Source organism: Rubinisphaera italica (assembly GCF_007859715.1).
GTDB classification, from domain to species: Bacteria; Planctomycetota; Planctomycetia; order Planctomycetales; family Planctomycetaceae; genus Rubinisphaera; species Rubinisphaera italica.
The window spans coordinates 3,226,576-3,251,898 of record NZ_SJPG01000001.1; the positions used below are offsets into that span (position 1 = coordinate 3,226,576).

Here is a 25,323-nt window from a genome sequence, read left to right on the forward strand (position 1 = left end):
GAAACTCATGGCAAACCGACCGAATATCCTCTGGTACTGCACCGATCAGCAACGCTTCGATACGATTGGCGCACTGGGAAATCCTTATGTGCAGACACCAACGCTCGACAAACTGGTTGAAGCCGGTGTGAGCTTTACACACACATATTGTCAAAGCCCCATTTGCACTCCCTCTCGATCCAGTTTCATGACGGGACTCTATCCCTCTCGCCTGCACAATACCCGCAATGGTAATGAGAGCTTTCCTGGCTTTCCTCCGGTGATCAGCAAATTAATCGCAGAGTCTGGGTACGACTGTGGAATGATCGGTAAGTTCCATTTACAAAGTTCCGGCTATCGCACCGAACCGCGACTGGATGATGGCTTCTCTTACTGGCGGTTCAGCCATGCACCGCGAGATGACTGGAAAGAAGGACATCATTATGCAGAGTGGGTCCGTTCTTTGGGAGGAAATCTCAATGAGTTAAGAAATCGCCCGGAGCGTGTTCCCCCCGAATTTCATCAAACCACATGGGCCAGTGAATGTGCCATCGAATTCCTGAAAAATAAACGGGACGAGAATACTCCCTGGTTTCTGAATATCAGCATCTATGATCCTCACCCCCCGTTCATTCCTCCCAAGGAGTACGCAGACCGCTTCGATCCTTCCGCAATGCCCGGTCCATACTTTCAAGAGAGCGATCTTGCTCAGCAGAAACGATTATCAGCCCTCGACTTTCAGGATGAAATCCGCACTCCCGAAGAGCACGATGCCAGGCAAAAGCAAGCGGATTATTATGCGATGATCGCACAGATTGATGACCAGTTTGCCCGCATCCTGCAATATCTCGATGAGACAGGTCAGAGAGAGAATACTGTGATTATTTTTACGAGCGACCACGGAGAATCGCTCGGGGATCATGGTTTGATGTACAAGGGATGTCGTTTCTATGAAGGATTGGTCAGAGTGCCATTGATCTTTCAATGGGCCGGTCATTATGAGGAAAACATCCAGAGTGATGCCCTCGTCGAACTCCTCGATCTCACAGCAACCCTGCTCGATATTTCAGGCATTGAACAACCTGAATACATGCAAGGCAAGTCTTTAATCCCAATAGTCACCGGGCAGTCAGATGCGCAGCATCATCGGGATTTCGTACGCTCTGAATACTTCGATGCTCTCGACCCCCATTTCACTGGTGGAACCGGCACCTTCGGAACCATGTACCGCAACAGGCGTTACAAACTTTGTGTCTATCACGACAAAGATCTGGGAGAACTGTATGACTTACAGACGGACCCCTGGGAATTCTGCGACCTCTGGAATTCAACAGAACACGAACAGATCAAACATCAATTGATCTACGAGAGTTTCAATGCTCACGTCACACTCACAACCGACATGGGATCGACTCGAATCGCTCCGATGTAGAAAGACACTGAACTATTTCAAAATGGTTTCAGTAAAGATCGGGCGTCAGTCTGCATGTTGCATCGCGATGCGAGTTGCAGGTTTCACACGCCGGTCGGTGAAGTAATACCAGGTGCCAATCAGGCAGAGCAGCGAGAGTGCGATAGCGATCCAGCATAGGATGATGAAGAAATGCAAAAACGTATCCGGGTCCGGATAGAAGTTTCTGCTGATCATGACGATGACATAGCCGAGATATCCGAACGCGTCGGCCAGGTACATCAGATAGCCGAGATTTCCACGTTCGCGAGTCATGGCCAGCAAGCGTTCAAAAACGGTTGTATGCAAAGCGACATACGGCAGGTAAAGTCCAAAGCCGATCATAACCATGAATGGAAACGCAGAAATTTGGCCGGTTTGATGAACCAGTAAGACTCCTGAAATAATCAGAAAACCCAGGCAACAGGTTCCCAGAGAAACAAAAAATGCGAGCCGATTGTTTCGAATAATAACGGCTAATCCATTCACAACGAGAACTCCCATTGCGACAAGAATTTCCGAATTCGTAAAGGTTTCCGCAGCGGCTGGTTCGCCGAGAAGTCGCCACAACTCGGGAGCAAAATCGGCTCGAATACTGCGGAGCACAGTGACCAGAACATAGACAGCGACAAGTAAAGTCAGACCGACGGAGTATCGACGAAACAGATCCCAGCGTTCTTTTCGCGTCATGATGTGACGTTCCGAACGATCCGTTAAATCATCGAAGTTCGGCGGCGGAATTCGTGTCAGCATACCGACGAAAATGCACAAGGGAGCCAGAAAAACCAGCCCTGCCATGAAAGGCATCCAGTCTTCTGTCACACCGGAATTCAGCAACCAGGTTCCAACAGTTTTTGTCACACCATCAGCCAGAATAAAACTGGCACATAACCCCGCCACGAGGGCTTCGGTTAATTGACGGCCTTCCAGAAAACCGAGCACTAAACCAAACACCATCCCCAGCGACAGTCCATTACCAAATAGAAAGATCGCATTCCAAGGGCGCGGGCAAAGTCCGAATAAAGCGAGGGAGAATTCAGCTGCTCCTATCAGCATTAGAATCGCGATCGCTCGTTTTTGAGGAGCCATCTCGGCGATCACTTTAATCCCAATAAACTTCGAGAGCATATATCCAATGACCTGAGTGGCCACGGCAATTGTCTTAAAGCCGATGCCCCAAAGTTCGGTCTCGGCATACCCTGCAGCTGTAAACGGTTTGCGAAAACCATACATGCAAAAGTAAGTTCCGAAAGCCGCAATCACTGACCAGATTGCCCAGAAGGAACGATTGTGATCGGCATGAGTTGAAGAGAGTGTCGAATCACTCATGAGTTATTCTGGTTTCGTGCTTTTCTGAAGGTTGGACAGGAGTGAAGAACGCTTTATGAATTTTGATGAAATCAAAATAAACAAGGGTGGCGGGGGCGCTCCGTTTTAGCGGAAGACCTCGGACGTTCTACGACACGGGGGCTTCTCTTCGAGAGCGCCCCCGCCACCCTGTTTCCTGTTCATTGAATTTAATTCGATGTCATTTCAATGGCAGTTTGAGAAATAACACAAGGTTGTGAATTCTGGATTAACTGCTGATTGATCGATGCAATCAACTCAGGAAGATCGGAGAGTGTTTCAATAACGGCATGTGCTCCCGCATCTAAAAACTGCTCAGCGGTTTGTTGCAGTCTGGTAGTTCGTTCCTCTGCAGAGAGTTGCGAATATTCTTCATGAGACAAACCCGTCATGCTGCTACTGTCACAAACGCCAATCGACCAACAACCGGCATTAAGTCCAGCTTCGATATCAGCAATTGTGTCTCCAACTTTGACCACACAAGTGGCCGGGTAAACGCGGGCCTGATGCATAATTTCATAAATCATCCACGGTGCAGGACGTCCCTGCAAAACATCGTCGGCACAGACGTTTGCTTCGGGAACAAATCCTGCTGCTTCGGCAGTAGTTGCGACTGCTTCAGCGGCTTCTCGGAAATATCCTGTTGTACCACCAATCACAATTCCCTGTGAACGCAGTTGATCGACCGTTTCCGTTAGACCAGGAACAAGCTTCGTCGTTTCTTTGATCGCCTGTAGTTGGAACGGCACGAAATCAGCATACATCTGATCGACATCAGCTTCTGTCCAGCAGTTCCCATGTTGCTCTTCCCAGCGTTTGGCAATGTCAGCTTCACTCAGCATCGACTTGAGATGCTCCCGCTTGTTCAGCCCCATCGGCTTCCTGGCTTCATCATCAGTGACCATCACGCTATGAGCTTCAAACACTTTTCGAAAAGCAGTAGCCGGTGCACGAGAACCAAAGTCGACAGTCGTTCCCGCCCAATCGAAAACAACGAGGCGGACTTGGGATCGTTCAGAATTCATTCGTTATGACTTTCATTTTTAGTTGATGGTTAAATTCATGAAAAGAATTGAAAACCACAGTGACACAGAGGTCACAGAGAATCACATTACATTCTTTTGGGATGCCCCAATCAAAATCGTATCAGACTACACGCACAGATCACTCCGTGCTCTCTGTGACTCTGTGGTCCCCAAAATATGCTAGAAACTGAATTCAGAATTCAGGAATTGCGTGGAGGCAATTTTGTCCTAGTTCCGAAAAATCTCGCCATTCAGAATTTCCAGCAGATTTTCCGGACTGGCGGTTCGGGGATTATTCGACATCCGTTCGAGATTCACACAAGCGGCTAGATGTTTGAGTTCCTCTTCCGTTTCAATTCCCGCTTCCTCGAGAGTGCCAGGAGAGCCGACGCGATTCATAAATTCCCGGATCGCCAGGCAAGCAGATTGAACATCCGCAACTCCCAACAGATCCAGAATTTTTTTCAATTGTTTTTTGACATGAGTGGAGCCGCGAGGATGGAGACAGTCTTTTTCCGTCACGCCCATGTTGAAGGCTAATGCTCCGCTCAGAGTCATCGCAACGGCTGCGCCGTGGGGAATTCCATACTCGGAAGTGATGGCATACGAGATGGCATGTGGGAGTGTCGTTTTGCCAATATTGATCGCCTTCCCCGCCAGATGTGAAGCCCGGCACATTGCCAGTCGAGATTCTGGAGTGGAATCGTGAATTGCCTGCGGCAAGTTTTTGTAAGCCAGTACGACCGCCTCAGTGGCATACCCAATCGATTCCTCAGTTGCCCCCACCGCCCAAATTGATTCCATCGCCTGGCAAAAGGCATCCAGTCCCGTTGTCGAAGTAATTGCGGGAGGTAGAGACCAAGTGAGGAAAGGATCGATCATAGCGATATCGGGAAGTAGAGACGGTTCGGCAACAGAATATTTCTGACCATCGACATACACGACAGCGAAATGTGTCGCTTCGCTGCCGGTGCCGGAAGTGGTCGGAATGGCAACGAGTGCGGGGCCAAGGCCTCTTAACGAGGCAGCACCCGTTGCCAGTTCCCGTGCCGGTTCCTGCTGACAGGAGAACGCGCCGATCATCTTGGCCAGATCGATCGCGGTTCCTCCTCCCAGTGCAATTATCAAATCGTGTTCCTGACGACGGAATTCGGCAATCCCGCGTTCGACATCTTCTATTTTCGGATTGGGCTCAAATTTCGTGAAGCGTGTGACCTGCCGGGTTGCGAAAACAGGATCGAGAATTTCGTCTGCCCCAGACGACCTCCAAGCCATTTCATCCAGAACCAGGAATATGCGGCGAACACTCCGCTTCTTCAGAATAGAATCCAGTTGTCTCAACGCGTTTTCAAACAAGTAAACCTGTTGAGAGTGATTCTTCGAATCAGGCTGGGCAATGAACTCTTCAAATAAGAAACAGTCCAGGCTGGAGTCGTTGCTTTCAGTTGTTGTCTGATTCATTCAGTCTCTCCTCAATTCTGTTTCATCCAGCGTGATATCCCACATCGGTTGTCCATCCATCTGCACCCACTCGGCATGGAGCTGAGCAGGCTCTCTGGTGGAATCGACTTCCAGTCGCAACCAGACATGCGGAATAGCTGCCCCTTTGATCAAATCAGGATGAGGCACATTCAATTTCGGAATGGTCCGATGATGAATGGGCGAAACAATGAATTGGTGAATGGGATATCCGACTTGTGCCTCTGTCTTATATTTCAACAGGCGCGAGCAGTGAATGTCACCACCAATCAGCACAACTCCGGAAATTTTCTGATCTCCGATAAACTCAAATAGAGCCTCTCGTTCATGAGAATACGTGCCCCAGTCGTCTGATTCTGTATTTTCTTTGTCGTCCCAAATCATGCCACATGCGATAATTTTGAATTCTGCATCCGATGAACGTAACGACTCCTTGAGCCATTCCCATTGGATTTTTCCAAGCAGAGTTGGTTTATCAGGTGCAACGGGCGATGGTTCCGTGCGGGAAAACCAGCGAGTATCCAACAGAAAAACCTCAGTTGGTCCATAACGGAATTTTGTGTAGATACCCTGGCTGTCTTGTCCGAACTGGTCATTCGCTCGATACTCAACAAAAGCCTGACGCGTGTTTTCCTTGCCCGGCAGTCGTCCATCGGAATCATTACGACCGAAGTCGTGATCGTCCCACGTTCCCCAGGTAGGAATATGACGAATCAGTTTGGCCAACTCGGGAACCGTAAGAAACTGACGATGTTTCTCGCGAGCAGTCTTCAGGTCGGTCGTATCGATATAAGGAGTATCTCCCAACAGGACTAAACCTTCTGATCCCCGCTCTTCCATTTGAGTCCAGAGTGGAATGGAAGCCATATCGGCACAGGAACCGAATGCCAGACAGATTTTCTTCTTCGAATTGGCATTCGGAGCAGTGACAAAAGTATTGACTTCAGTGCTCTTCGTACCTTTGCCAATGATCGAATACTGATAGTGAGTCTCCGGTTTCAGATCGGTCACAACCCAAGTGATGCAAAGATCCTGAGTTTCACTCGCCTCTGCTTGAAAAGCTCGCTCGTAAGACTCTCCGTCCTCTGTTGAAACCAACAGCTTGTATTGCCCTGGCTGATCCGGCCGAAACCAAATCTTCGCAGAAGTTTCCGACACGTGCCCAACCATCGGCCCAACGCCAGACAAAACTTCCGACTCAGCCGCTCGGAGCGAGTGCGGCAAGAAAGAAGCCGCTGATACCGCCAACATTGAACGCCGATTGAGTTTTTGTGACAACGAACTGACCTCTTAAGCTTGGCACATTGAACTTGCACTTGTTGACCAACGATCAAACTGGACCTGAATCGATTGAACTCTTTTTAGCTTTGCTGATCTTGCACCATTCTTGCTGAAAGTTGACTATAAATCAACTTTGTTTCCATTAAGATTCAGTTAAGATCAACATGCAGATTGACTGTAAGCCTGATGAAAACATCCATTACGTCAAACAGTCCTAACCAAGCGCCTATTCGTCTCCATCCTCTGTAATCTATTGAGGTTTGGAATTGTGCCGTAACTTTTCGATCATTAATTCGAACCATCGCTCTATTCCATCGACTTCCTGAGAAGTCATCCCAGTTGGCCAGGCGAGAATCACATTGCCAGCTTCAACGGTAAAGACATCTTCCCGAACGCGATCGTGATCAGGCGATTCAACGACTCGGTTTAGTGGAGAGCCTGATTTTTGCAATTCATGACTAGCAATTGCATCGGAAGACGAGTTCTTTTCTGCAATACTTTTTGAAGCTGAAGAGGGCGAGGAATGAAGTTGAATTGCTGAGTGACGAGATGCAGAATCTCGAGAAATCTGCGAGTCAGAATTCTTAGAGGTTCGTCTTGTCATCCGTGAAAGAATCGATGACCTTGAGCCGCTCGAAGGGGGATCTTTTCTCTCGCTGGGCAGAACAAGTGAGTCCAGCTTATTTGTCTTTCCGCCGCGATAACTGAAAGTCACACTCGCGGTGCCTTCTTCCAGTATGGGTAGAATCACTTCAAGATCCGCAATCATTTCCTCAGCGGTCTGGTAACGATCATCAGGATTTTTCGAAAGAGCCCGCTCTACAATTCGTGAACAGACGCCTGGAATTTTTGGATGAAGCGACGCTAAATTCGGAGCAGGACGATTCACATGGGCGACAATTATTTCCATCGTCGATCCCGATTCCTCGAATGGACTGACGCCTGCAAGCAGTGTGAAATAAGTGGCACCAAGGGAGTAGAGATCGCTCCTGGCATCCACTTCCTTGCCAACACATTGCTCGGGACTCATAAAATAAGGAGTGCCCAGGATCTGACCATTTTGAGTTAAGCGTGCATCCTCAACTCGCTGGGCTCTGGCAAGTCCAAAGTCTCCCACTTTAACCACTTCATGATCGGCAACGAGCAGATTGGCAGGTTTGATATCCCGATGCGTCAGCCCAATTTCATGAGCAGCTGCCAGCCCTTTCGCTGCATCCAGAACGACCGCAGTCGCCCATTTTGTATCACTGGGAACCCGGTTTTGCAGCCGTTCTGCCACAGAGCCGTTCGGCAAATATTCCATCACAATATACGTCCCGAACTCAGGACGCTGAACAACCTCATACACACTGACAACATTCGGATGATTCAACTGTCCGGCTGATCGAGCTTCGGTCAGGAATCGTCCCAGCGAAGATTTATCACGCGAAAATTGTGGCGAGAGCACCTTAATCGCGACTTGTCGGTCGAGAGTCAAATCTCTAGCCAGATAAATGACCCCCATGCCTCCGCGTCCGAGTTCTCGGACGATTTCAAATTTGTCGAGCTTCTCGCCGGGTGAAAGGACAGACATCGGAGCCGGAGTTTCAGAGTTGTCTTCTCCAGGTCCGATTACAGTATGTTCAGCGGGGCCAATCGACATTACTTGCTTTCGAAATCCTTCCGAACAGGATTGAGCAAATCTTGAAATCACGGAGGAAGGTGGCAGTTACTCAACAGTTCAAATGCACACATTAATATACACCAATTAGAATACATGTGATTTCGTGCTCAATCCAACCTGAAATTAGTGGACTTCCAAAAAACAAAGGATTAAGTTGACTGGAGTCCACTTGAACTGGCGAGTTTTTGGTCAATCGCACCCTTCATTTTCTGAAGCCCTGCGAGCATGTGGTCGCGAGGGCAGCCAAAATTAAATCGAACGTGCTGCCGGCTGCCAAAAGGTTCCCCATCAGTCAGAAACACACCGGCTTCTTTAGCAAAAAATTGACAAGGGTTGGAGAGGTTTAGTTCTGAGCAGTCAATCCAGTAAAGATATGTGGCTGCGTGCTCATGAATTTTCAAGATTGGCATTTCCTGACGAATGAAACTTGCCAGAACGTCACGATTCTCTCGTAGATATTCAATAAGATCCCGGCGCCATGGTTCTCCGTCTCGATAGGCAGCCTCGGCAGCTACCATTGCCAGCACATTGATCTCGGGCATTGTACAACCACGTGCCCGGTTGAAATCGCTACGAAGTTGATCATCCTCGATTACGGCAAAAGAGTATCCCAACCCGGCAATGTTATATGTTTTACTAGGTGCTTTCAGCGTGATAAGTCTCTTCCGCAACTCTTCTGGCAACTTGAGGGCACTGAAGTGGACCTGATCCGGCTCAAGGATGAGATCGCAATGAATTTCATCTGCGACGAGAACCAGTTGATGACGCTGACAGAACTCCGCAAGCTTGAGAATTTCTTCCTTGCTAAAAACTCGCCCGAGTGGATTTTGAGGATTGCAGAGGATGAGCACTTTCGTTCGCGAAGTGACTGCATTCTCCATGGCGTCCCAGTCGAATCGCCAGGTCACTTCATCGCGGATGTGTGGAACATCGATCACACTCGCACCGGCATCAGCTGCCACTTTGAAGAATGGATAGTACACCGGCGAATTGATCATGACCTTATCGCCAGGTTGACAAAACGCTCTGCAAGCCTGCGATAAAGCCGGAACCATACCAGGCAAATGGACCAAAGATTTCTCACTAATCTTCACTCCATCCACACGAGACAAATAATCCAATACCGCTTCTATTAAGCCTTTGTGCGGATGAGCATAGCCAAACACACCATGCTCAACTCTGTGCTGCATCGCCTCAACGACACAATCCGGTGAGGCGAAGTCCATATCCGCTACCCAGTATGGAATATAGTCAGGATAACGTTCCCATTTGACGGAGCCGGTGCCACGTCGCTCAGGGAGTTTATTAAAATCGAAGTCGGTTTCGGACATAAAACTTTTTGGGGTTTCTGGAATTTGATAGGATTAAACTGCAATACGAAGCGATTAAGACTTACCGAGGTTCGCTGGCATATGCTTCATACGCTTCGGCGATCTTGCCTGCTTTTTCGTCTCCTTTATGAAGGACAAAGCGGTGCAGAAGTTTGATGTTTTCTCCCTTTTCGAGATCAAAAGCGACATCGGGATTTGCGCTGTTGAACTGTTTGGATGCAAATGGGTTAGCTGTAAATAATCCATAGGACCGAACATGCCAACGGGTCGGGTGACGAAAACTATTGGGATGATCCAAAATGGCCACACCGACAGTCTCACCATCAACAGGGCCATTGTAGTCGCACCATTTCCCGGGCTGGCTCCAAGCTTCTTTGTCGGTTTGCCCTTCACTGTTGATGATGGTCCCTCCTAATTTGGAATCCACATCCATCGAGGTTGGGATCCGAATGGAAAGACCGGAGTCCTTCTTATCCTCAAAATGCAGCTGACCTTCACTGGCGATCAATTCCTGATCGAAATCAATGATCCGCTGCTCAGCATTGGCTCGAAAGGTGACAGTCCGTTTTTCTTCCAGTATCTTTTTCCCCTGGCTGTCGACATAATCGCAGATCTCAATGAATCGGCAATAATCCTTATTGGCGGTCACATCTTCGTAGGAACGATGAACAATTTTCCCTAGAGCATCCAACCGACCTTGTGCCCACTCTGCTCGTTTTGGATTCTCCAGATAATTCTCAAACGTTTTTTCTTCCGCCCAGGTATCGACTCCATTAATCCCCTCATGTCCAAATGTAATTCCACGATGATGAGGATGGTCTTTTCGCTCCCCTTCGACGTCTTCCATGGGGTAAGCTCGCGTCATCAATTTCTCTGTCGGGCCATAAACCCTCCAGAGATAGGGCTTGTTCCCCTGGTCAACCACATATTCTGCAAATGGTTTCCCATCATGAGAGATCCGCAATCCATTATTGTCGGTTTTCTCAATTTTGAAATCTGCATAGGCAGAACTGGCAAACAGAACAAGGCAGAGTAGAACTCGTAGTAATGTTGACATTTTTATTCCTGATTTCGAGTAAAGTGTTATCTACATCATGAGTAAATCAGTCGCTGGGAACAACTGAAGGCAGGCCGACAATTTGGGTTTTAAAGCGGATCGGTTTGCCTGAAATGGATTCAGTGACTTAAAATAGGGCCGATCGATTCTGACGACTTCATTACGAAATCTAATGTTCGTAAAAATATCTTAAGCAAAAGCCATCGAAGAAAAACAATATGAAAATGAATCAATTGAATGCACTGATGCTTCTGACTTTACTTGTCACGAACATTCAGGCTGCTTCTGCTCAAGAGGATGTCTTAAAAATTGGCTTGATTGGGGATTCGACTGTCGCAACGTCTTCCGGCTGGGGACCTGCTTTTGCGAAACGGTTCAACGATAAAACACAGGTCCTGAATTATGCGAAGAACGGGGCGACTCTGGAATCGATTTCTCATAAGCTGGACGAGCTTCTGAAACTGAAGCCAGATTACGTTCTCATTCAATTCGGACATAACGACCAAAAGAGATATGGCACAGACGCCTACCGAACCAAATTGACTTCTTATGTGCAACGTGTGACTGAGGCTGGAGGCCAGGCAATTGTTCTCAGCTCGGTGACTCGTCGCAATTTTGATGAACATGGGAAAATTCAACTTCGGGAATCTGGGCTCAAAGGCAATTTGACCGATTTCGAGAAGGCGGCTCAAGCCGTTGCTGAAGAACAAGATGTCAAATTCATCAACCTGCATGCGATCAGTATTGCTCATCACAACAAAATCGGACCTGAAGCGACCGCAGAATATAACTTCAGTGAAACCGACACGACTCATTTTAGCCCCAAAGGAGCCGAGGCCACTACTGACTTGATCCTTAAAGAATTGAAAACCGTTGCTCCAGAAATCACTGCCAATCTGAAATGATTCGGCGAGGACAATTACTCCGCTTGGGTTGGGGGCGACTCTCTGCGGATGTGCAACCAGCATTGGCTATCGCAATCCAGCCCCTCCCGTTCTTCAATGACAAGACCTCTGGCCAGACATTGCGATTGAATCCATACGAGTGAGTGACGAACAATCCCAGGCTCGTCACTTTCATGGCTGGTACCCACCCACTGATCTCCCATGTAGTCATCCGCGGGAGATTCAGACGGAAGATAAGAAGCGAGAAAAACAGCCGACTCGCTGGCATCCCGCACGAAAGAATCCAACGTCGCTTCAATTTGAGGTTTGCTGGCATGAGTCCAGATTGATCGTGCTAGAAAAAAATCAAATTGCTATTGAAACATAGAGCTGTCGAACACAGCGTTGTAATCAAACTGCGGTTTTTTCTCCGCAAGCATCGCCGGTGAGAAAAGATATTCCTGGCCATGATCCACGCGATTCTTTGCTGGTTCGATTCCGTAAAAACATTCAGGATCCAGGAACCGTATCAACCAGTAGCCGATTCGCAGACATCCGCAACCGAATTCCAGAACCCGCGACTCTGGCAGCAAACCTGCAGCGAGCAATTCAATAAACTGTTGTCGACCAGCTTGTTCAAAAGTCTCCTTGGGAACTCCCATCCCCAAAAATCGGACTCCATTTTCCATCAAGTCAAAAATTTATTCACTGGATGGAAAACCGAATAAAAGTATCCCCCAATGTGATCGAGTCGAGGAAATTGATCCGGAGAATTTGTTGAATTACTTTAACCGACTCCAGTAGAGTTCCAGATCGAGCGGAACCCACTGGGCGATTCGACGGCGAGTCGACAAGGGTACTTCATCAATAAGTGGACGCTTCGCAGTGACATTCAACTTGTCGATATCCAATTCGATGCCCAGCGTTTTGCGACAATCGGAGACAAAGCCTGGAAGGTCTTCCTTACGCCCAACGACGGCACACTTTTGCATGTTCGCCTGCGCCAGTTCCAGTACTTCAGCCTGAGTGAGTTCAATTCTTTTGCGGCGATCATTCAGGTTAAAACTTCCTGCGAATTGCCAAGTCATCTGATTGTAGAATTGTTGGATCAATTTCGATTCGTCGAATCGTTCGGCAAATTCATCCAGGCTCAGCGAGTGAGCGGCAACGATGCCCGGGTCCCGACGATTCTCTGTTTCATACAACTGACGCCAATAATAATAGACCGAAATGAAACGATCGATCGGGTCCCGCAGCACACTGACAATCGGATGTCCAAATTGACTGGCCAGGTCAAACCCAATATGGCCGGTGAAAAAGTCATAGTCATCCGGATTGATTTCAGCAAACTCGGGTTCTAAAACCGCCCGGCAAACTCTCGAAAGGTCATAGTGAGCCACAAAAGCTGATTTTATTGACGTCCCAGCCGTCTTGGGAATATGCATGTGCACAATTTTAGGAGTGACCTGCTGTATATTGGATAACCTGACACCGGCTTGAATGGAACCAGCCATAGAATGCTCACGATCCCTGTCTAGAGAGTTCTTAAATTTCTCCAATCCTGCAGAAGAGAATAAATAATGATTAAAGACGCTTCAACAATTCTGCTTTCTTGGCAGCAAATTCTTCTTTCGTTATGTAGTTTTTATCACAAAGCCCACCGAGTCGTTCCAGCATTGCAAGAATATCGTCTCCACTCGATGATGCAGGTATCGAATCGTTGGTTGCATTGAGGGGTATCGAAACAGATTCTTCATTTTGAATAGGTGTCGAACAGGAGTTTTGTTCGGCAACAGGTTGAGGAACTACAGGAGCTGGTGGAGTGACGCCATTTTGAGAGATCACGGGCAATGTTGAAAGATTCACAACTCCATATTGGCTTGTGAACGTAATCGAACCTCCTGCTCCCTGCTGCTGGGAGAAGCCGCCGATTTGATGGTCGCCGGTATCGTAAACCCAGATGTCACTACCCGTTTTTACAGCCAGTCGTCGCGAGTTGGCAAAGTAGGCATAACGAACATTGTTTTGAGAGCCAACCGCATTGGGAGCCCCCAAATCCTGCGGCCACCAGTTGGCTTCAGGATCGGGAACAAACAGACTGTTGGCCGATCCCATCGCCCCACCAGCCTGCATTTGAGAATTCGATCCGTTCTGGCTTTGCGACTGAAAGGATCCAGCAAAAGGTGTTAACTGATTGTTGGCGAGTTCGTTGGAAATATCGTTACAGATACTGTCGACACGGTATTTCAAATGGTTGTTGAACAGGTCGCTGACCATTGTCATCCCACCACGCATCCACTGCCCGCATCCACCGAATTCCGGGTGATTAAACTGCGCCATTGACCCATTACCATTCTGTACGGCTATCAACATGTGAGTGACAGCGTCAGTAGAAACACCATGTCGTTGAGACAATGTGTTAACAAGTTGAGTTCCAGCATCCGAAAGAGTGGGCATTGATTGATCTTCGTGTAGAGGTATTATCGAGCATTTGTAATTGAAATTAACTGCGGTATTATTGAACCAGTCTCTCTCAACTCCCCATTCTAACCATAGAACGATGACAGGGGAAGGTGCTGTATGACTCAGATTTGATGAGTTTTCGGCTTACTGGTCAGAGATCCTCTGGGATATGGAGCCGACAAGCCTTCAGGCCAGCCCGAGAATGGGGCATTTTCGGATTCCGCACAATTTGTCCCAAAGACACCGCAGACCACCCCTCATTTATTCGCTAACTCATTTCGTATAACCAGATTTTCATATTGTGAAAAGAAACAATTACATTGAAAACTGATCGCTTCAACATGCATTCCTAAATAAGATGTAGCCGACTTATCCTGTCTTATGCTCCTGGAGAGTGAAAAAAGAAAATAGTCGCCCTGTTAATGTTCAAACTTAACGGTAAGCTCAGGTAGAGTCATTTTCTCTTCATTAAGATACGGTATCCCCCGTTTCCAGCAGTAATTTATTGGCCTTCTGAAATCGTCAGGCCAGTTTAGTTTTCAATGTGACGATGTCATCCTGCAATTATATGTGCATAAGAAGGTTTACAGATGGTGCGTATTAATGTTGGTTGCGATCTGGCCTATGAGGTTCGCAGTCCTACTGTTTTTCTATTTCAGATTGTTGCTGCAAGTAACAGCTACCAAAAAGTGATTCTGGAAGAACTCAAACTGAATCCCCAATTGAATGTGGAACGATTCCAGATTGGGATGGCGGGCAATCAACTCCAGCGCGTAGTCGTCGATCCCTGCGATTTTCAGGTCTCCTATCGAGGGACTGTGGAGTTGACTCCGCAGACACAGAATTCAAACAGCATTGGGGAATCGCCAATTTCTCAGACACCTGCCGAAGTGCTGACCTATCTCAATCCAAGTCGCTACTGCGAAAGTGACCTGCTCTCCCGATTTGCATTTGAGGAGTTCGGCCAGTTGTACCCCGGATACAGTCGTGTCCAGGCGATTTGCAACTGGGTTTTTGAGCAGCTCGACTACACCCCCGGCAGCACGATCTCAACAACCACAGCCGCAGATGTTTTGCTGCAAAGGACAGGTGTTTGTCGTGATTATGCTCATTTAGCAATCGCATTGTGTCGTGGACTCGGAATCCCCGCACGATATGTCGCTGGCTATGCATTGAACTTGCAACCACCCGACTTTCATGGATTCATGGAAGCTTTTCTGGACGGACAATGGTATCTGTTCGACCCCACACGGCTGACGTCAACTCTTGGACTTGTTCGAATTGGTACTGGACGTGACGCAGCAGATGTCTCGGTTGCGACCATCACCGGCAATTCCCTGCTCACACAACAATCCGTGTGGGCGACACTCGCCAGCAAAAATAATGATCCCCCGGATGATGGTACTGGATCCAGTGCCGTTTCGACTGCTTGAAAATATTCTTTGGAATTACTCAACTGCTGCATCTGTAATCAAATCCGGAAATCCAGAGCGAAGATGAACTCTGACCCTCGATCCACTCTAGGAATTCGTATTTGCAGTTCTATGATGAAAGGACGAAACGTTCTTCTTCAAGACATTGCAGATCGAGAATTCACATGATCCCCAAAATATTTCTGGCTCTCGTTGGACTGCTCTACGCATTTCTGGCGATTTACTGTTCCGTAAGTTCTGAAAAAGCGTCCCGAACGGTTCATTTGACGATGGATGGCGCAGGAGGTCGTTCGGAATTTTTGACCGTCTACGGTGGACTCGAGTTCGCGATCGCTCTCTTGTTTTTGCTGCCGTTGGCTGCCCCTCAGTACCTGCGTGCCGGGCTGCTCAGTTGCCTGATTATTCATGCCAGTCTCGTCGCATTTCGCACACTCAGCATTGTCCTCGAACCATCAGCCTTTGCGGAAACGCGTTCATTGGCGATTGGAGAATGGGTGATCTTCCTGCTTTCACTTTTCATGCTTTTTGGCCTGAAAAAGTAGCTCATCGCGATTGTGGGGACGAGAGTCATTCGTCAATTTCCACCTCAGCCTGTTAAACTCTGTTCAATGTCTTCCATTCTCATTGTGAAATGAACCGTGAACAGGGTTTTTGTATGACGAAGCGTTACCGCTCAAATAGCGGATTGGTGGCCTGGCTGAATCAAACGACACGGGCGGTGTTAGCACTGGATGCCCGGGGACGGGTCCGTTTTTTCAACAATGGTGCCGAGTTGCTCACCGGGTGTCATCCTGAAGATTTACTGGGGAAAGCCTGTGAATATCGAACAGCTCCTTCAGGCTCACTGAGCGAACGAGTGCTGACCGCATTTTCCCCTCCCCCGGAAGTCTTTGCCGGGCAGGAACGTTTTGCAACGTCACACTTTATCGATAACCGCGGACAAACCCGAAACGTTCACCTGCTGTTTCTCCCCTTTCGTAACGAAGAGGAAGAAGTAGCGACAGTGCTGGCGATTGCTTTGAATCAACCAGAAAGTGTGCGTCATCTACCGGCTTCGGAATCGCAAATCCTTCATGCAGAATTGAGCAAACTTCTCAACGCTCAACTCAAAGAGCTGAGTCATGAATCTATTGTAAATCAGAGCGCAGTTATGCAGCGGGTCGTGAAACAAATCGAAGTGGCCCGGCAATCACAGGCTCCCGTATTACTGACTGGAAAACCCGGCACCGGAAAAACAATGATCGCCAGATCGATCACCAGGCTCCCGAAAAGCGAACGAATTCCATTAGGGATCATTGATTGCGAAAAACTGCAGCGGATCGATCAAAAGCGTTTGCTCGAGGACTTTCTGGGCTTTGCCCGTGAGACGGAAACCCCGAGTAATATCTATTTCCGCCATGCCGACAGACTCCCTCGCGATTTACAGGAACTCGTCTGCAAAACTTATCTCACGCCCGAATGGCCTGATCGCTGCCGATTGATAACATCCTCCTGCACCCCACTCGAACCTCTGGTGGCGGATGAAACGTTGCTGGATCGATTTTATTATCTCACCTCTGCAATTTCGATACACGTTCCGTCGCTGGATGAACGACGCGAAGATTTCGATCTGCTTTGTCAGGCATTTCTGGAGAATAATAATCGCGATCGTACTCCCCAGTTTTCCGGATTCGAGAAACAGGTCCGAAAAGCGTTTCGGGAATATTCCTGGCCGGGAAATGTTCAGGAACTCCGAATGACAATCGAAGAAGCCTGCCAAAAATGCCAGGAATCGATCATCAAAATGGAACACCTTCCGTTCCGATTTCTCAGCGGACAACTGGCCGATGAAATCCTGCCCGTCGAATTGGAAACGGTTCAGCCACTCGAAGAAACACTCGAAAAGCTTGAACGTCAAGAAATTGAAAAAGCACTACGCATCGCAAAAAATAATAAAGCCAAAGCCGCTGAATTACTGGGAATGACCCGAGCGAAATTCTACCGACGCCTCGAAGCTCTTGGCATCGAAAGCCCTTAAAATACAAGCACGAAACGTAAGCAAGGGAGTTCTTTTCCACCTTGCGTTTAGTATTCTTTACGCTGTCGTGAAGACGGAATATTCATCGCCTTACGATATTTGGTGATTGTCCGTCGTGCCAGCGTGTAGCCGTGAGTGGCCATTTCTTTGACGAGAGCATCATCACTGAGCGGATTGTGTTTATCTTCCTCGTCAATCACTTCCTGAAGCTTAAGGCGAATTTTCTGCCAGGCGACTTCATCTCCTTCTGATGTTGTCGTCCCGCCGCCGAAGAAGCGTCGTAACGGGTAGAGTCCACGAGGAGTTTCCATCCATTTGCCGTCGACTGCTCGGGAGATTGTTGTCACATGTACGCCGACATCATCGGCTATCTGCTGCATTTTGAGGGGAACAATGGCCTCAGGTCCGTTTTCCAGAAAATCGGTTTGATGGTCGACAATGGCCTGAGAAACTTTTCTTAATGTTGTATGACGTTGTTCGATCGAATCAATCAGCCATTTGGCCGATTCAATTTTCTTGCGAATATACTCTTTCGTTTTTGCATCCGGGTTATCGGCCAGCATCCGCAAATATTTACGCGAGATTTTCAACTCTGGCGTGTACTCGTTGAGTAACTGCACCGTCCATTTGTCGTCATCATCCTGTTGAACGCGAACATCAGGCGTCACATTTTGAGAGACATGCGATTGAAAACAACGCCCCGGAAAAGGCTCGAAGGTACGAATCTGTTCGAGGCCTGATTTAATCGTTTCCAGAGAATAGCCGGTTGTTCGCTCAATCAGTGGAAGGCGATTATGACTGATATTATCCAGGTGATCCGAAATGAGAGTAATCACAATATCCCGCATCGGCATTTCATCGGTCACTTGAAGCAGCAGGCATTCCTGCAGATCGCGGGCTCCGACACCGGGGGGATCGAGTTTTTGAATCAACCCGAGAACATGGTCGGCCGTGCCAAGATCAATCGCCTTGCCGTAAACCTGCATGATCTCTGGCAACGTTCCCTGCAGACGGCCGTTTTCGTCGAGGTTTTGAATCAGGAATTCTCCGAAATCCCGAACTTCCGAATCGACTTCAAAGTAGTGAAATTGTTCCAGCAGATAATCGTGCAGCGATTGCGGACTTGCCTGCAGATTTCCCATCAGATCGTGTTGACGATCTGAAAATTCATCGATGCGGTTGGCAGAAGGTTTCCCACCCGAGGTGATGTTATCTTCCGGCCAGTCATCCGACATTTCGAGCAGACGTTCGAAGTCGGCTTCGTTGTTATGATCGTTATCGACCGTAATTTCCCGCTGCTCGATTTCCGCTCCTGACGACGATTCTTCGCCATCACTTTCATGGACATCTTTTTGCTTGGGATCAGTCACTTCCAGAACAACATTTTCCTCAAGTTCTTGATCGATTTTTTCCTGCAGCGCCATGACGGACATCTGCAGAATTTCCATCGACTGGATCATCCGCGGAGCCAGCTTCATTTGCTGGCTCATCTTCATTTGTTGGGAAAAGTTCAGGTGCATGGGTGAGCGTTTACTCGTATATTTCTGCTGAGGAGGTTTTCTGGTTCCTCAGATAAGACCAGCTTCTGCGGTATGTACTGACTATTCATTCATCGACCTGACTGAGCTTCCAACGATGACTCTGGACTCAGTCATTAGTGATCAATTAATTTTAATAGGCATTTATTCCGCTGCAACAATCTGGGAGAACTCTCAGATCGAACTTTGCGATTATACCCATTTCACAATTTTAATGACATGGAAATAATTACAAACTTATGTCACGAAACAGCCTGCGTCAAAAGGCCTGACGTCCACGCAGAGCATCCGCAAGCATTTCCTTATTCGCAAATTCTAGCACACTACCTGATGCGATGCCTCTGGCAAGACGGGTAATCCGTACACCACGATTATCCAGCAAATTCGATATATACAGAGCCGTACCATCTCCTTCGAGGGTCGGATTGGTCGCCATCACCAGTTCAGTCACTCCATCAGCTTCAATCCGCTTGAGCAGAGAATTAATCGTCAGTTTTTCAGGACCAATCCCATTCAGTGGAGACAGGCTGCCATGGAGCACATGAAAAGTCCCCGGAAAAGCTCCTGAGGCTTCCAGAGAAATGACATCCTTAGGCTGCTCAACCACGCAAACGAGCGTACGATCTCTGCGGGGATCACTGCAAATGTCACAGAGCTCTTTTTCGGTGAGTGCGTGGCAAACCTCACAACGGCGAATGCTGCGTTTAACAGAATCGATCGCTTGAATCAAAGAAGCAGCCGAACTTTTCTTCATGTTCACGACATACTGAGCCAACCGCTCAGCCGACTTCCGACCAATGCCCGGCATCAGTGCGAATTCTTCAATCAACCGAGCCACACTCGGCCCGTAAGGATGTGTTTGTTCGTCCATAAACTTGGTCTAGAGTCTAGAGTCTTGGGTCCAAGGGGGGAGAGGCCAGTGTCGAGTGGCCAGAATCTGTTTGATAGTCGTCTCTAGTAAAAAACACTGGTCACTGGCCTCTAGCCACTGGCCATTCCTTACTGTTTTCCAAAGTTAGCCATCGCGTCCGAGAGGCCAGGGATATTCATTCCGCTGGTCAGTTCTGACATTTTTTCAGCTGCTGCTTCCTTGGCTTTGAGCATCGCGGCATTTCCGGCAGAGACAAAAAGTTCTTCAATCAACTCTTTATCACCAGTTTCCATCAGTGATGGTTCGATGGTACAACTAACAATCTCCTGATGACCATTCGCAGTCACTTTTACCATCCCTCCGCCCGCTTCGCCCTCTACAATAACATCCTTCAGGCTGTTCTGCATATCGCTCATTTTGGATTGAATCTCCTGAGCGTTTTTCATCATCGAGGCCAGATTGCCCAGTCCTTTAAACATGAGGATTCCTTTTCCGTTGCGGCTTGTGTATGGATTTTATGAACTTATGACTGATCAATCATAACAGGATCAGCCAACTTGAGTCATCGCGTTCATTTGAATGACAAATTATAGACCGTTTGATAATTGAATTCAAAAGGAGAGTCAGAATTGCGAGATGGCTAATTTTTACGAATCCGATCTGTCCGACCAATGGTTGCACTAAAAATGGACTCTGCCTGTTTGACGAACTCGTGCTTCGCGGCTGCCGTCGGATGCATGGGAGCTTGGCCAGAAGAACCGGAAACTTGTGGTTTCGAAGCTTCCAGATTGAATTTGACATGAATCCTCTGCCCGGCGATTCCCGACAGACAGTCTTCGACCAGTCGCTGATTTTCTGGTTTCTGGAGCAACGAATCGAAAGAAAACTTATGCTTCTCGCTGAAAATGACCGTCAATCGATCCGCAGACGAGACTTCTGTTCTGATGGCCTGCCTCAAATAACTTCCCAAAGAGCCTTCAATGCGAGTCAATAATTCTTTCCAGATCTCTTCGCGAGTCGCTTCGGAAAACTCGATGGTTGGTCGGTTGGGAGACTCACTCTGTGGAATGACTTCCTGCGAAACAACGGGCTGAGATTGACTCGCTTCCACGTAGTGGGGTTGAGTCTCGTCTGATGTTATTTCAGGAGTTTTTTTTTGCGGGGCTTGCTGTGTTGGTCGGGAACTTTGCGTTGGTGTGCCAATAGTCACTGCGCCGGGTGGTCGACTTTTCAGCTCGGTAATCAATTGAGAAACGCTCTGCAGATCTTCCAGACTGGCTAGCCGAATGACGGCCAGATCAATCAAAGCTCGAGCATGAGGCACGCGCATCAAGCGAGATTTCGTTTCCGAGAGAATTTGCATGGCTGATGTAATCGTCTGCAACCCAATCGAGTGAGCCAGTTCCGTCAAACGCGGACGCTGATCGCCACCAACACCCAGCAACTCCACCGACTCCGCTCCGCACTGCACGATCATCAAATCGCGATACACATTCACGAGCTGATCGAGCAAATTTCCCAGCTGCACCCCCGCATGAATCGCATCATCGATTTCGCTGAGAACTTTCCCGCGATCCTGACGTTTGATCGCTTCAATCAAAGAGATGAGACGGTCGTCATCGGCTGTGCCCAGCAGTTGATTCACATCTTTGGCTTCAATCTTTTCGCCGCCAAAAGCCAGGAGCTGATCGAACAGCGACTGACTGTCCCGCATCGATCCCCCGGCTCGTCGAGCCACCAGATCAATCGCCTCGTTCGTGACTTCAACACCTTCCTGCGTCGCAATCTCGGCCAGTCTCTCTGAAATCGCCTGCGTTTCGATACTCGAAAAATCGAATCGCTGACAGCGTGACAAAATTGTATCCGGAACTTTTTGCGGTTCCGTCGTACAAAAGACGAACTTCACATTGGCAGGTGGTTCTTCCAGTGTTTTCAGCAACGCATTGAAGGCTTCTTTCGTCAGCATGTGAACTTCATCGATGATGTACATCTTGATGCGGGTTCGCATCGAACGGATGCCGACGTTCGCCCGCAGAGCCCGGATATCATCAATCCCGCGATTGGACGCCCCATCGATTTCCATCACATCGACATCGCTGCCCGTGGAAATCGCATGGCACATTTCGCACTGATTACAAGGCTCCCCATTCTCGGCCTGCAAACAGTTCAACGCTTTGGCCAGAATTCGAGCCATCGAAGTCTTGCCGACTCCGCGAGCCCCGGTAAACAAATACGCATGAGCAACCCGATCCGCCAGAATCGCATTCTTTAACGCTTGCGCCACATGCTGCTGACCGACAACATCCTGAAATGTCTGCGGACGATACCGGCGAGCCAAGACCGTATACGTCCCTTTTGTATTCGCCATGTTTCGTGAAACCTTGTTGACTATGCCTTAGTACTTGAATTACTAAATATCTTATTTTGATTCCAGTTAAATCGAAAGCGGAAAGCGGAAAGCCGTTTTTATGACCAGAGGCTAGTGGCTAGTGGCTAGTGATGAGAAATCATACTTAATTTTCAACCACCTCTGACCACTGGGCACTCGACACTAGCCTATTCCCCTTCCCATACCGTCCCTTTCACTCCGACCGTCTTCCAATCCAATCCCAACATCAATGAATTCAAGCCGCTGCCAATTCCCAGCAGTGCGGCTCGGGAATCGGGTTGAACAAAGCCCTGCTCTGCTCCCAATGCCAGGGAAAGTGGCAAGGCTGCGGATCCCGTATTCCCAAAGCGATCGTAGATCGGATAATCACAATCCGTCGATAACCCTAACCCTTCCATCAGCAAATTGCGATGAGCCTTCCCGACCTGATGCGTGAATGCTCGATCGACATCCTCATCTGTCCATTCTAATGTTCTCTTCGTCCGCTCCCAGGTCGCTTTTGCCAGTTTGATGCCGGCGTGCAGCAGCGCTTCGGAATCGGTTTCCATCCGCGGTCGGGAATCTCCATGTTCTTCCGATTCGACACCACCTGCGCACAACAAATGAGCCTCCGTGTCGCACATCCACTCGCCGCCCAGCAATCTCGTACCTTTTTGACTCAGATCCTTGTGACACAACACAAACGCTGCAGAAGCTGAGCCAATGGTTAATGAAGCAAAAGCAGGCTTGATCGATTTTCGGGTCAGCGTTTCATCTCGAATTAACGAATCAATTGTCCCTTCGACCAATGGACGCCCGATTTCTGCTCCGACAATAACACCAGCCTGAATCTGCCTCAATTCAATCATCTGAGCCAGCATGACGGCTCCGTTCAGCAAACCCAGACAGGCATTACTCAGATCAAGCACGAGAGCGGAATTGGGTAATCCCGCTCGATAATGCACGAGATTTGCAGTCGCCGGCTCCATTTGATCGCGACAGACGGAGCCATGCAGCAGGGCTCCCAGTTTCTCAACGGGAAGTTCTGAAGCCTCAATCGCCATCCTTGCGGCGACTGCACTGATCGGTCCCGGTTGACTACGCGGAGGAAAAAATCGTCGTTCCCGAATGCCGGTCATCAATTCCAGACGACCTTCCGGCAAGCCGAGACGTTCGTAGACATTCGCCAGCTGCTGCTCTACCTGCTCGGAAGACACAATTTCCTTAGGCAGCACATAGCCAATCGACTCCAGACAAACATTATCAAATCGCATCTACAGATTTCGTTCTATTTCAAATCAAAGGTTTGGGAACTATCCAGGAACCGTTAACAATGTCTGATCGATTCAAAATAATCGGGGTGGCGGGGGCGCTCCGCGTTAGCAGAAGCCCCCGGAAGTTCTATCATTCGGGGGCTTCTCTTCGAGAGCGCCCCCGCCACCCGGTTTTAGTAATGACCAGAATGAATCCAATTTGGTGTATTGTCAGGAGTTCTAAGCCTATTAGAGCATTTTGCAAACAGCTTTGCAGTCATCACCACTGAATTAACGAGAACCACCCGAAAGCCAGCAGTTGCTCAATGATCATAAATAATCTCACGTTGGGTGGCACGCCCCAGAACGAAGTAATGGGCGTGGTGATGCCCCAAGACCACTCCCATCGCGATACTCAGGGTCACAACTTCCCTATTGAATAAAAAAACCTCCCGTGAAATCTCGCGGGAGGTTTGCATAGAATATCTATAATCACCGATCGATTATGACATCGATTCTGATTCCGGATGCAGCACAAACGGGAATACGCGAACGGGCTTACCCGATTCAAACTTCTGTTTATAGTTCAACTGAGCCGCTCGATCAGCCGCAAATTGCAGGATGGTGAACTCTAAACCACAGAAATGGTCCTGATCGGCTTCTGCAGCCACATCGGCAAAAACTTCGCCGGCTGAAGCGGCATGACGGCGAACGCCATGAATACTGCCTTCGCGAACTTTCACGCCGGCTGCTGCCAGTTTGACGAGCCCTTTGAGAAATTTTCCCATCAGGCTGTCTGGTCCAGAGGATTTAAGCAAACGATCCCATTCTTCATGGGCTTCCCAGTAATATCCGTAGTTAAACAAATCCAATCCCAGCAGATAATTTCGGTGTGTCGACCAGTTATCAATCGATAATGCTGGTGGTGAAACGCGTTTTCGTCCATGACTATGCCCCCGTGGGTCGCGAATGGGATGAGGCAATCCTGTAGCGGGAATAAACGCATAAGCCGGTAATTCGATGGAGGGAATTAGGCGTTTGGCAGTAACAACAGCTTGTAGCACGATATGAACTCCTTGACGGATTTTATGAGGCGAGATTGAGGTTAGCCAAAAGTCTATTGAAATGACCCGACCGGCCCAATATTTATTGTTTAGTAACAGCCTCTGGCAGAAACCTGAGAACTGTTACCATTTACAGTCATTGTGGACACGATTCGTAATCATTGTTTGGTCCGTACGATTAGCGATGCGAATTGTAACGCTGTTCCCACGAAAGCCTTTAATTTTTCGTCTGCTCTTCCAAAATTCACGAAAGATGCATCGGAAAATACGAGTCGTGTAACCTGGGGGAGATGTTCGCGAAAATAGTCTGGTGTACTATCACGCCTTGCATTCGAAATCTCTTATCAGAAGTGACAATCTTAGAGACAGCATAACAGTACTGAACAAGAGATCCCTGAGTAAAAGGCTGATAACTTAGCCATCATGCACCAGCGGTTCGGCATCGTGCCCGGAACAAATTTTCACAGTCGCATCAATGTCGAAAACATCTCAGTAATATTATTCATACCGATTTCGCAGCAGTAATCAGAGACCTGTTTTGCAATCTGAGTGAAAAATTCGTAAAAAAACTATCAATCCTGCCCGAATGTATACTTCCGTACACTTTTTAAGTGCATCTTGCACTGGAAATTTCACGTAGTGCATATGATCTATTAATTATGACAACCAATCCCAATATCTGCTGATTTACCCGAAATCAAGCGTAATTTCATTGAGTCTCTAAGAAAAAACCCATAAAATAAATTTGATCTTGAGTATGAATCGCAGATCAGAAGCCGTGGATGAATTCGTCAGAAGTGAAAATTTGGATAATTCTCTG

22 protein-coding genes are annotated in these 25,323 nt (G+C 48.2%); 5 read left to right on the forward strand and 17 right to left on the reverse strand.

Annotated elements, in window-relative coordinates; translation table 11 throughout:
* Positions 1–7: 7 nt before the first annotated feature.
* Positions 8–1,411, forward strand: coding sequence for a sulfatase family protein (locus tag Pan54_RS11985; RefSeq protein ID WP_146503706.1), 1,404 nt, complete (start codon positions 8–10; stop codon positions 1,409–1,411).
* Between the two features lie 45 nt (positions 1,412–1,456).
* Here Pan54_RS11985 and Pan54_RS11990 read toward each other — a convergent pair whose 3' ends face one another.
* The 7 genes from Pan54_RS11990 to Pan54_RS12020 form a co-directional block, all read right to left on the reverse strand.
* Positions 1,457–2,758, reverse strand: coding sequence for a DUF5690 family protein (locus tag Pan54_RS11990; protein ID WP_146503707.1), 1,302 nt, complete (start codon positions 2,756–2,758; stop codon positions 1,457–1,459).
* A gap of 188 nt (positions 2,759–2,946) precedes the next feature.
* Positions 2,947–3,801 (reverse strand): phosphonoacetaldehyde hydrolase, encoded by an 855-nt coding sequence (gene phnX / locus Pan54_RS11995; RefSeq protein WP_146503708.1) that lies wholly within the window; start codon positions 3,799–3,801, stop codon positions 2,947–2,949.
* A gap of 228 nt (positions 3,802–4,029) precedes the next feature.
* On the reverse strand, positions 4,030–5,262 hold the full coding sequence (locus Pan54_RS12000; RefSeq protein WP_146503709.1) for a phosphonoacetaldehyde reductase: 1,233 nt from the start codon (positions 5,260–5,262) through the stop codon (positions 4,030–4,032).
* On the reverse strand, positions 5,263–6,531 hold the full coding sequence (locus tag Pan54_RS12005; RefSeq protein ID WP_449314305.1) for an alkaline phosphatase D family protein: 1,269 nt from the start codon (positions 6,529–6,531) through the stop codon (positions 5,263–5,265).
* Positions 6,532–6,811: 280 nt separating this feature from the next.
* Positions 6,812–8,203 (reverse strand): serine/threonine-protein kinase, encoded by a 1,392-nt coding sequence (locus Pan54_RS12010; protein ID WP_146503711.1) that lies wholly within the window; start codon positions 8,201–8,203, stop codon positions 6,812–6,814.
* A gap of 170 nt (positions 8,204–8,373) precedes the next feature.
* Positions 8,374–9,555 carry a MalY/PatB family protein gene (locus Pan54_RS12015; RefSeq protein WP_146503712.1) on the reverse strand — a complete coding sequence of 394 codons (1,182 nt, stop codon included), beginning with the start codon at positions 9,553–9,555 and terminating at the stop codon, positions 8,374–8,376.
* A 61-nt stretch (positions 9,556–9,616) separates the two neighbouring features.
* On the reverse strand, positions 9,617–10,612 hold the full coding sequence (locus Pan54_RS12020; RefSeq protein ID WP_146503713.1) for a DUF6807 domain-containing protein: 996 nt from the start codon (positions 10,610–10,612) through the stop codon (positions 9,617–9,619).
* Between the two features lie 218 nt (positions 10,613–10,830).
* Between Pan54_RS12020 and Pan54_RS12025 the strand changes: the two genes are divergently transcribed.
* Positions 10,831–11,517 (forward strand): rhamnogalacturonan acetylesterase, encoded by a 687-nt coding sequence (locus Pan54_RS12025; protein WP_207310124.1) that lies wholly within the window; start codon positions 10,831–10,833, stop codon positions 11,515–11,517.
* Positions 11,518–11,531: 14 nt separating this feature from the next.
* Here Pan54_RS12025 and Pan54_RS12030 read toward each other — a convergent pair whose 3' ends face one another.
* From Pan54_RS12030 to Pan54_RS12045, 4 genes are all read right to left on the reverse strand, one after another.
* On the reverse strand, positions 11,532–11,804 hold the full coding sequence (locus tag Pan54_RS12030; RefSeq protein WP_146503714.1) for a hypothetical protein: 273 nt from the start codon (positions 11,802–11,804) through the stop codon (positions 11,532–11,534).
* 66 nt (positions 11,805–11,870) lie between these two features.
* Positions 11,871–12,185, reverse strand: coding sequence for a hypothetical protein (locus tag Pan54_RS12035; RefSeq protein ID WP_146503715.1), 315 nt, complete (start codon positions 12,183–12,185; stop codon positions 11,871–11,873).
* A gap of 93 nt (positions 12,186–12,278) precedes the next feature.
* A complete protein-coding gene (locus Pan54_RS12040) occupies positions 12,279–13,010 on the reverse strand; it encodes a sulfotransferase family 2 domain-containing protein (protein ID WP_146503716.1) in 732 nt (243 codons plus the stop codon).
* A gap of 70 nt (positions 13,011–13,080) precedes the next feature.
* A complete protein-coding gene (locus Pan54_RS12045) occupies positions 13,081–13,953 on the reverse strand; it encodes an SHOCT domain-containing protein (RefSeq protein WP_146503717.1) in 873 nt (290 codons plus the stop codon).
* Between the two features lie 596 nt (positions 13,954–14,549).
* Here Pan54_RS12045 and Pan54_RS12050 point away from each other — a divergent pair.
* From Pan54_RS12050 to Pan54_RS12060, 3 genes are all read left to right on the forward strand, one after another.
* Positions 14,550–15,392 carry a transglutaminase-like domain-containing protein gene (locus Pan54_RS12050; protein ID WP_146503718.1) on the forward strand — a complete coding sequence of 281 codons (843 nt, stop codon included), beginning with the start codon at positions 14,550–14,552 and terminating at the stop codon, positions 15,390–15,392.
* 164 nt (positions 15,393–15,556) lie between these two features.
* Complete coding sequence (locus Pan54_RS12055) at positions 15,557–15,934, forward strand: hypothetical protein (RefSeq protein WP_146503719.1); 378 nt, start codon at positions 15,557–15,559, stop codon at positions 15,932–15,934.
* A 113-nt stretch (positions 15,935–16,047) separates the two neighbouring features.
* Positions 16,048–17,409, forward strand: a complete 1,362-nt coding sequence (locus Pan54_RS12060; protein WP_165441747.1) for a helix-turn-helix domain-containing protein — start codon at positions 16,048–16,050, stop codon at positions 17,407–17,409.
* A 47-nt stretch (positions 17,410–17,456) separates the two neighbouring features.
* Here Pan54_RS12060 and rpoN read toward each other — a convergent pair whose 3' ends face one another.
* The 6 genes from rpoN to Pan54_RS12090 all read right to left on the reverse strand — a co-directional run bounded on the left by rpoN (position 17,457) and on the right by Pan54_RS12090 (position 24,503).
* Positions 17,457–18,887, reverse strand: coding sequence for an RNA polymerase factor sigma-54 (rpoN, locus tag Pan54_RS12065; protein ID WP_242631293.1), 1,431 nt, complete (start codon positions 18,885–18,887; stop codon positions 17,457–17,459).
* 319 nt (positions 18,888–19,206) lie between these two features.
* Positions 19,207–19,818: a recombination mediator RecR gene (recR, locus tag Pan54_RS12070; RefSeq protein ID WP_146503722.1), complete on the reverse strand. Its 612-nt coding sequence runs from the start codon at positions 19,816–19,818 to the stop codon at positions 19,207–19,209.
* 128 nt (positions 19,819–19,946) lie between these two features.
* Positions 19,947–20,297 (reverse strand): YbaB/EbfC family nucleoid-associated protein, encoded by a 351-nt coding sequence (locus tag Pan54_RS12075; protein ID WP_146503723.1) that lies wholly within the window; start codon positions 20,295–20,297, stop codon positions 19,947–19,949.
* Positions 20,298–20,458: 161 nt separating this feature from the next.
* Positions 20,459–22,186, reverse strand: a complete 1,728-nt coding sequence (gene dnaX / locus Pan54_RS12080; RefSeq protein WP_146503724.1) for a DNA polymerase III subunit gamma/tau — start codon at positions 22,184–22,186, stop codon at positions 20,459–20,461.
* A 188-nt stretch (positions 22,187–22,374) separates the two neighbouring features.
* Positions 22,375–23,460: a 3-oxoacyl-ACP synthase III gene (locus Pan54_RS12085; protein WP_146503725.1), complete on the reverse strand. Its 1,086-nt coding sequence runs from the start codon at positions 23,458–23,460 to the stop codon at positions 22,375–22,377.
* 482 nt (positions 23,461–23,942) lie between these two features.
* Positions 23,943–24,503, reverse strand: coding sequence for a DUF309 domain-containing protein (locus tag Pan54_RS12090; RefSeq protein ID WP_146503726.1), 561 nt, complete (start codon positions 24,501–24,503; stop codon positions 23,943–23,945).
* Positions 24,504–25,323 lie beyond the last annotated feature (820 nt).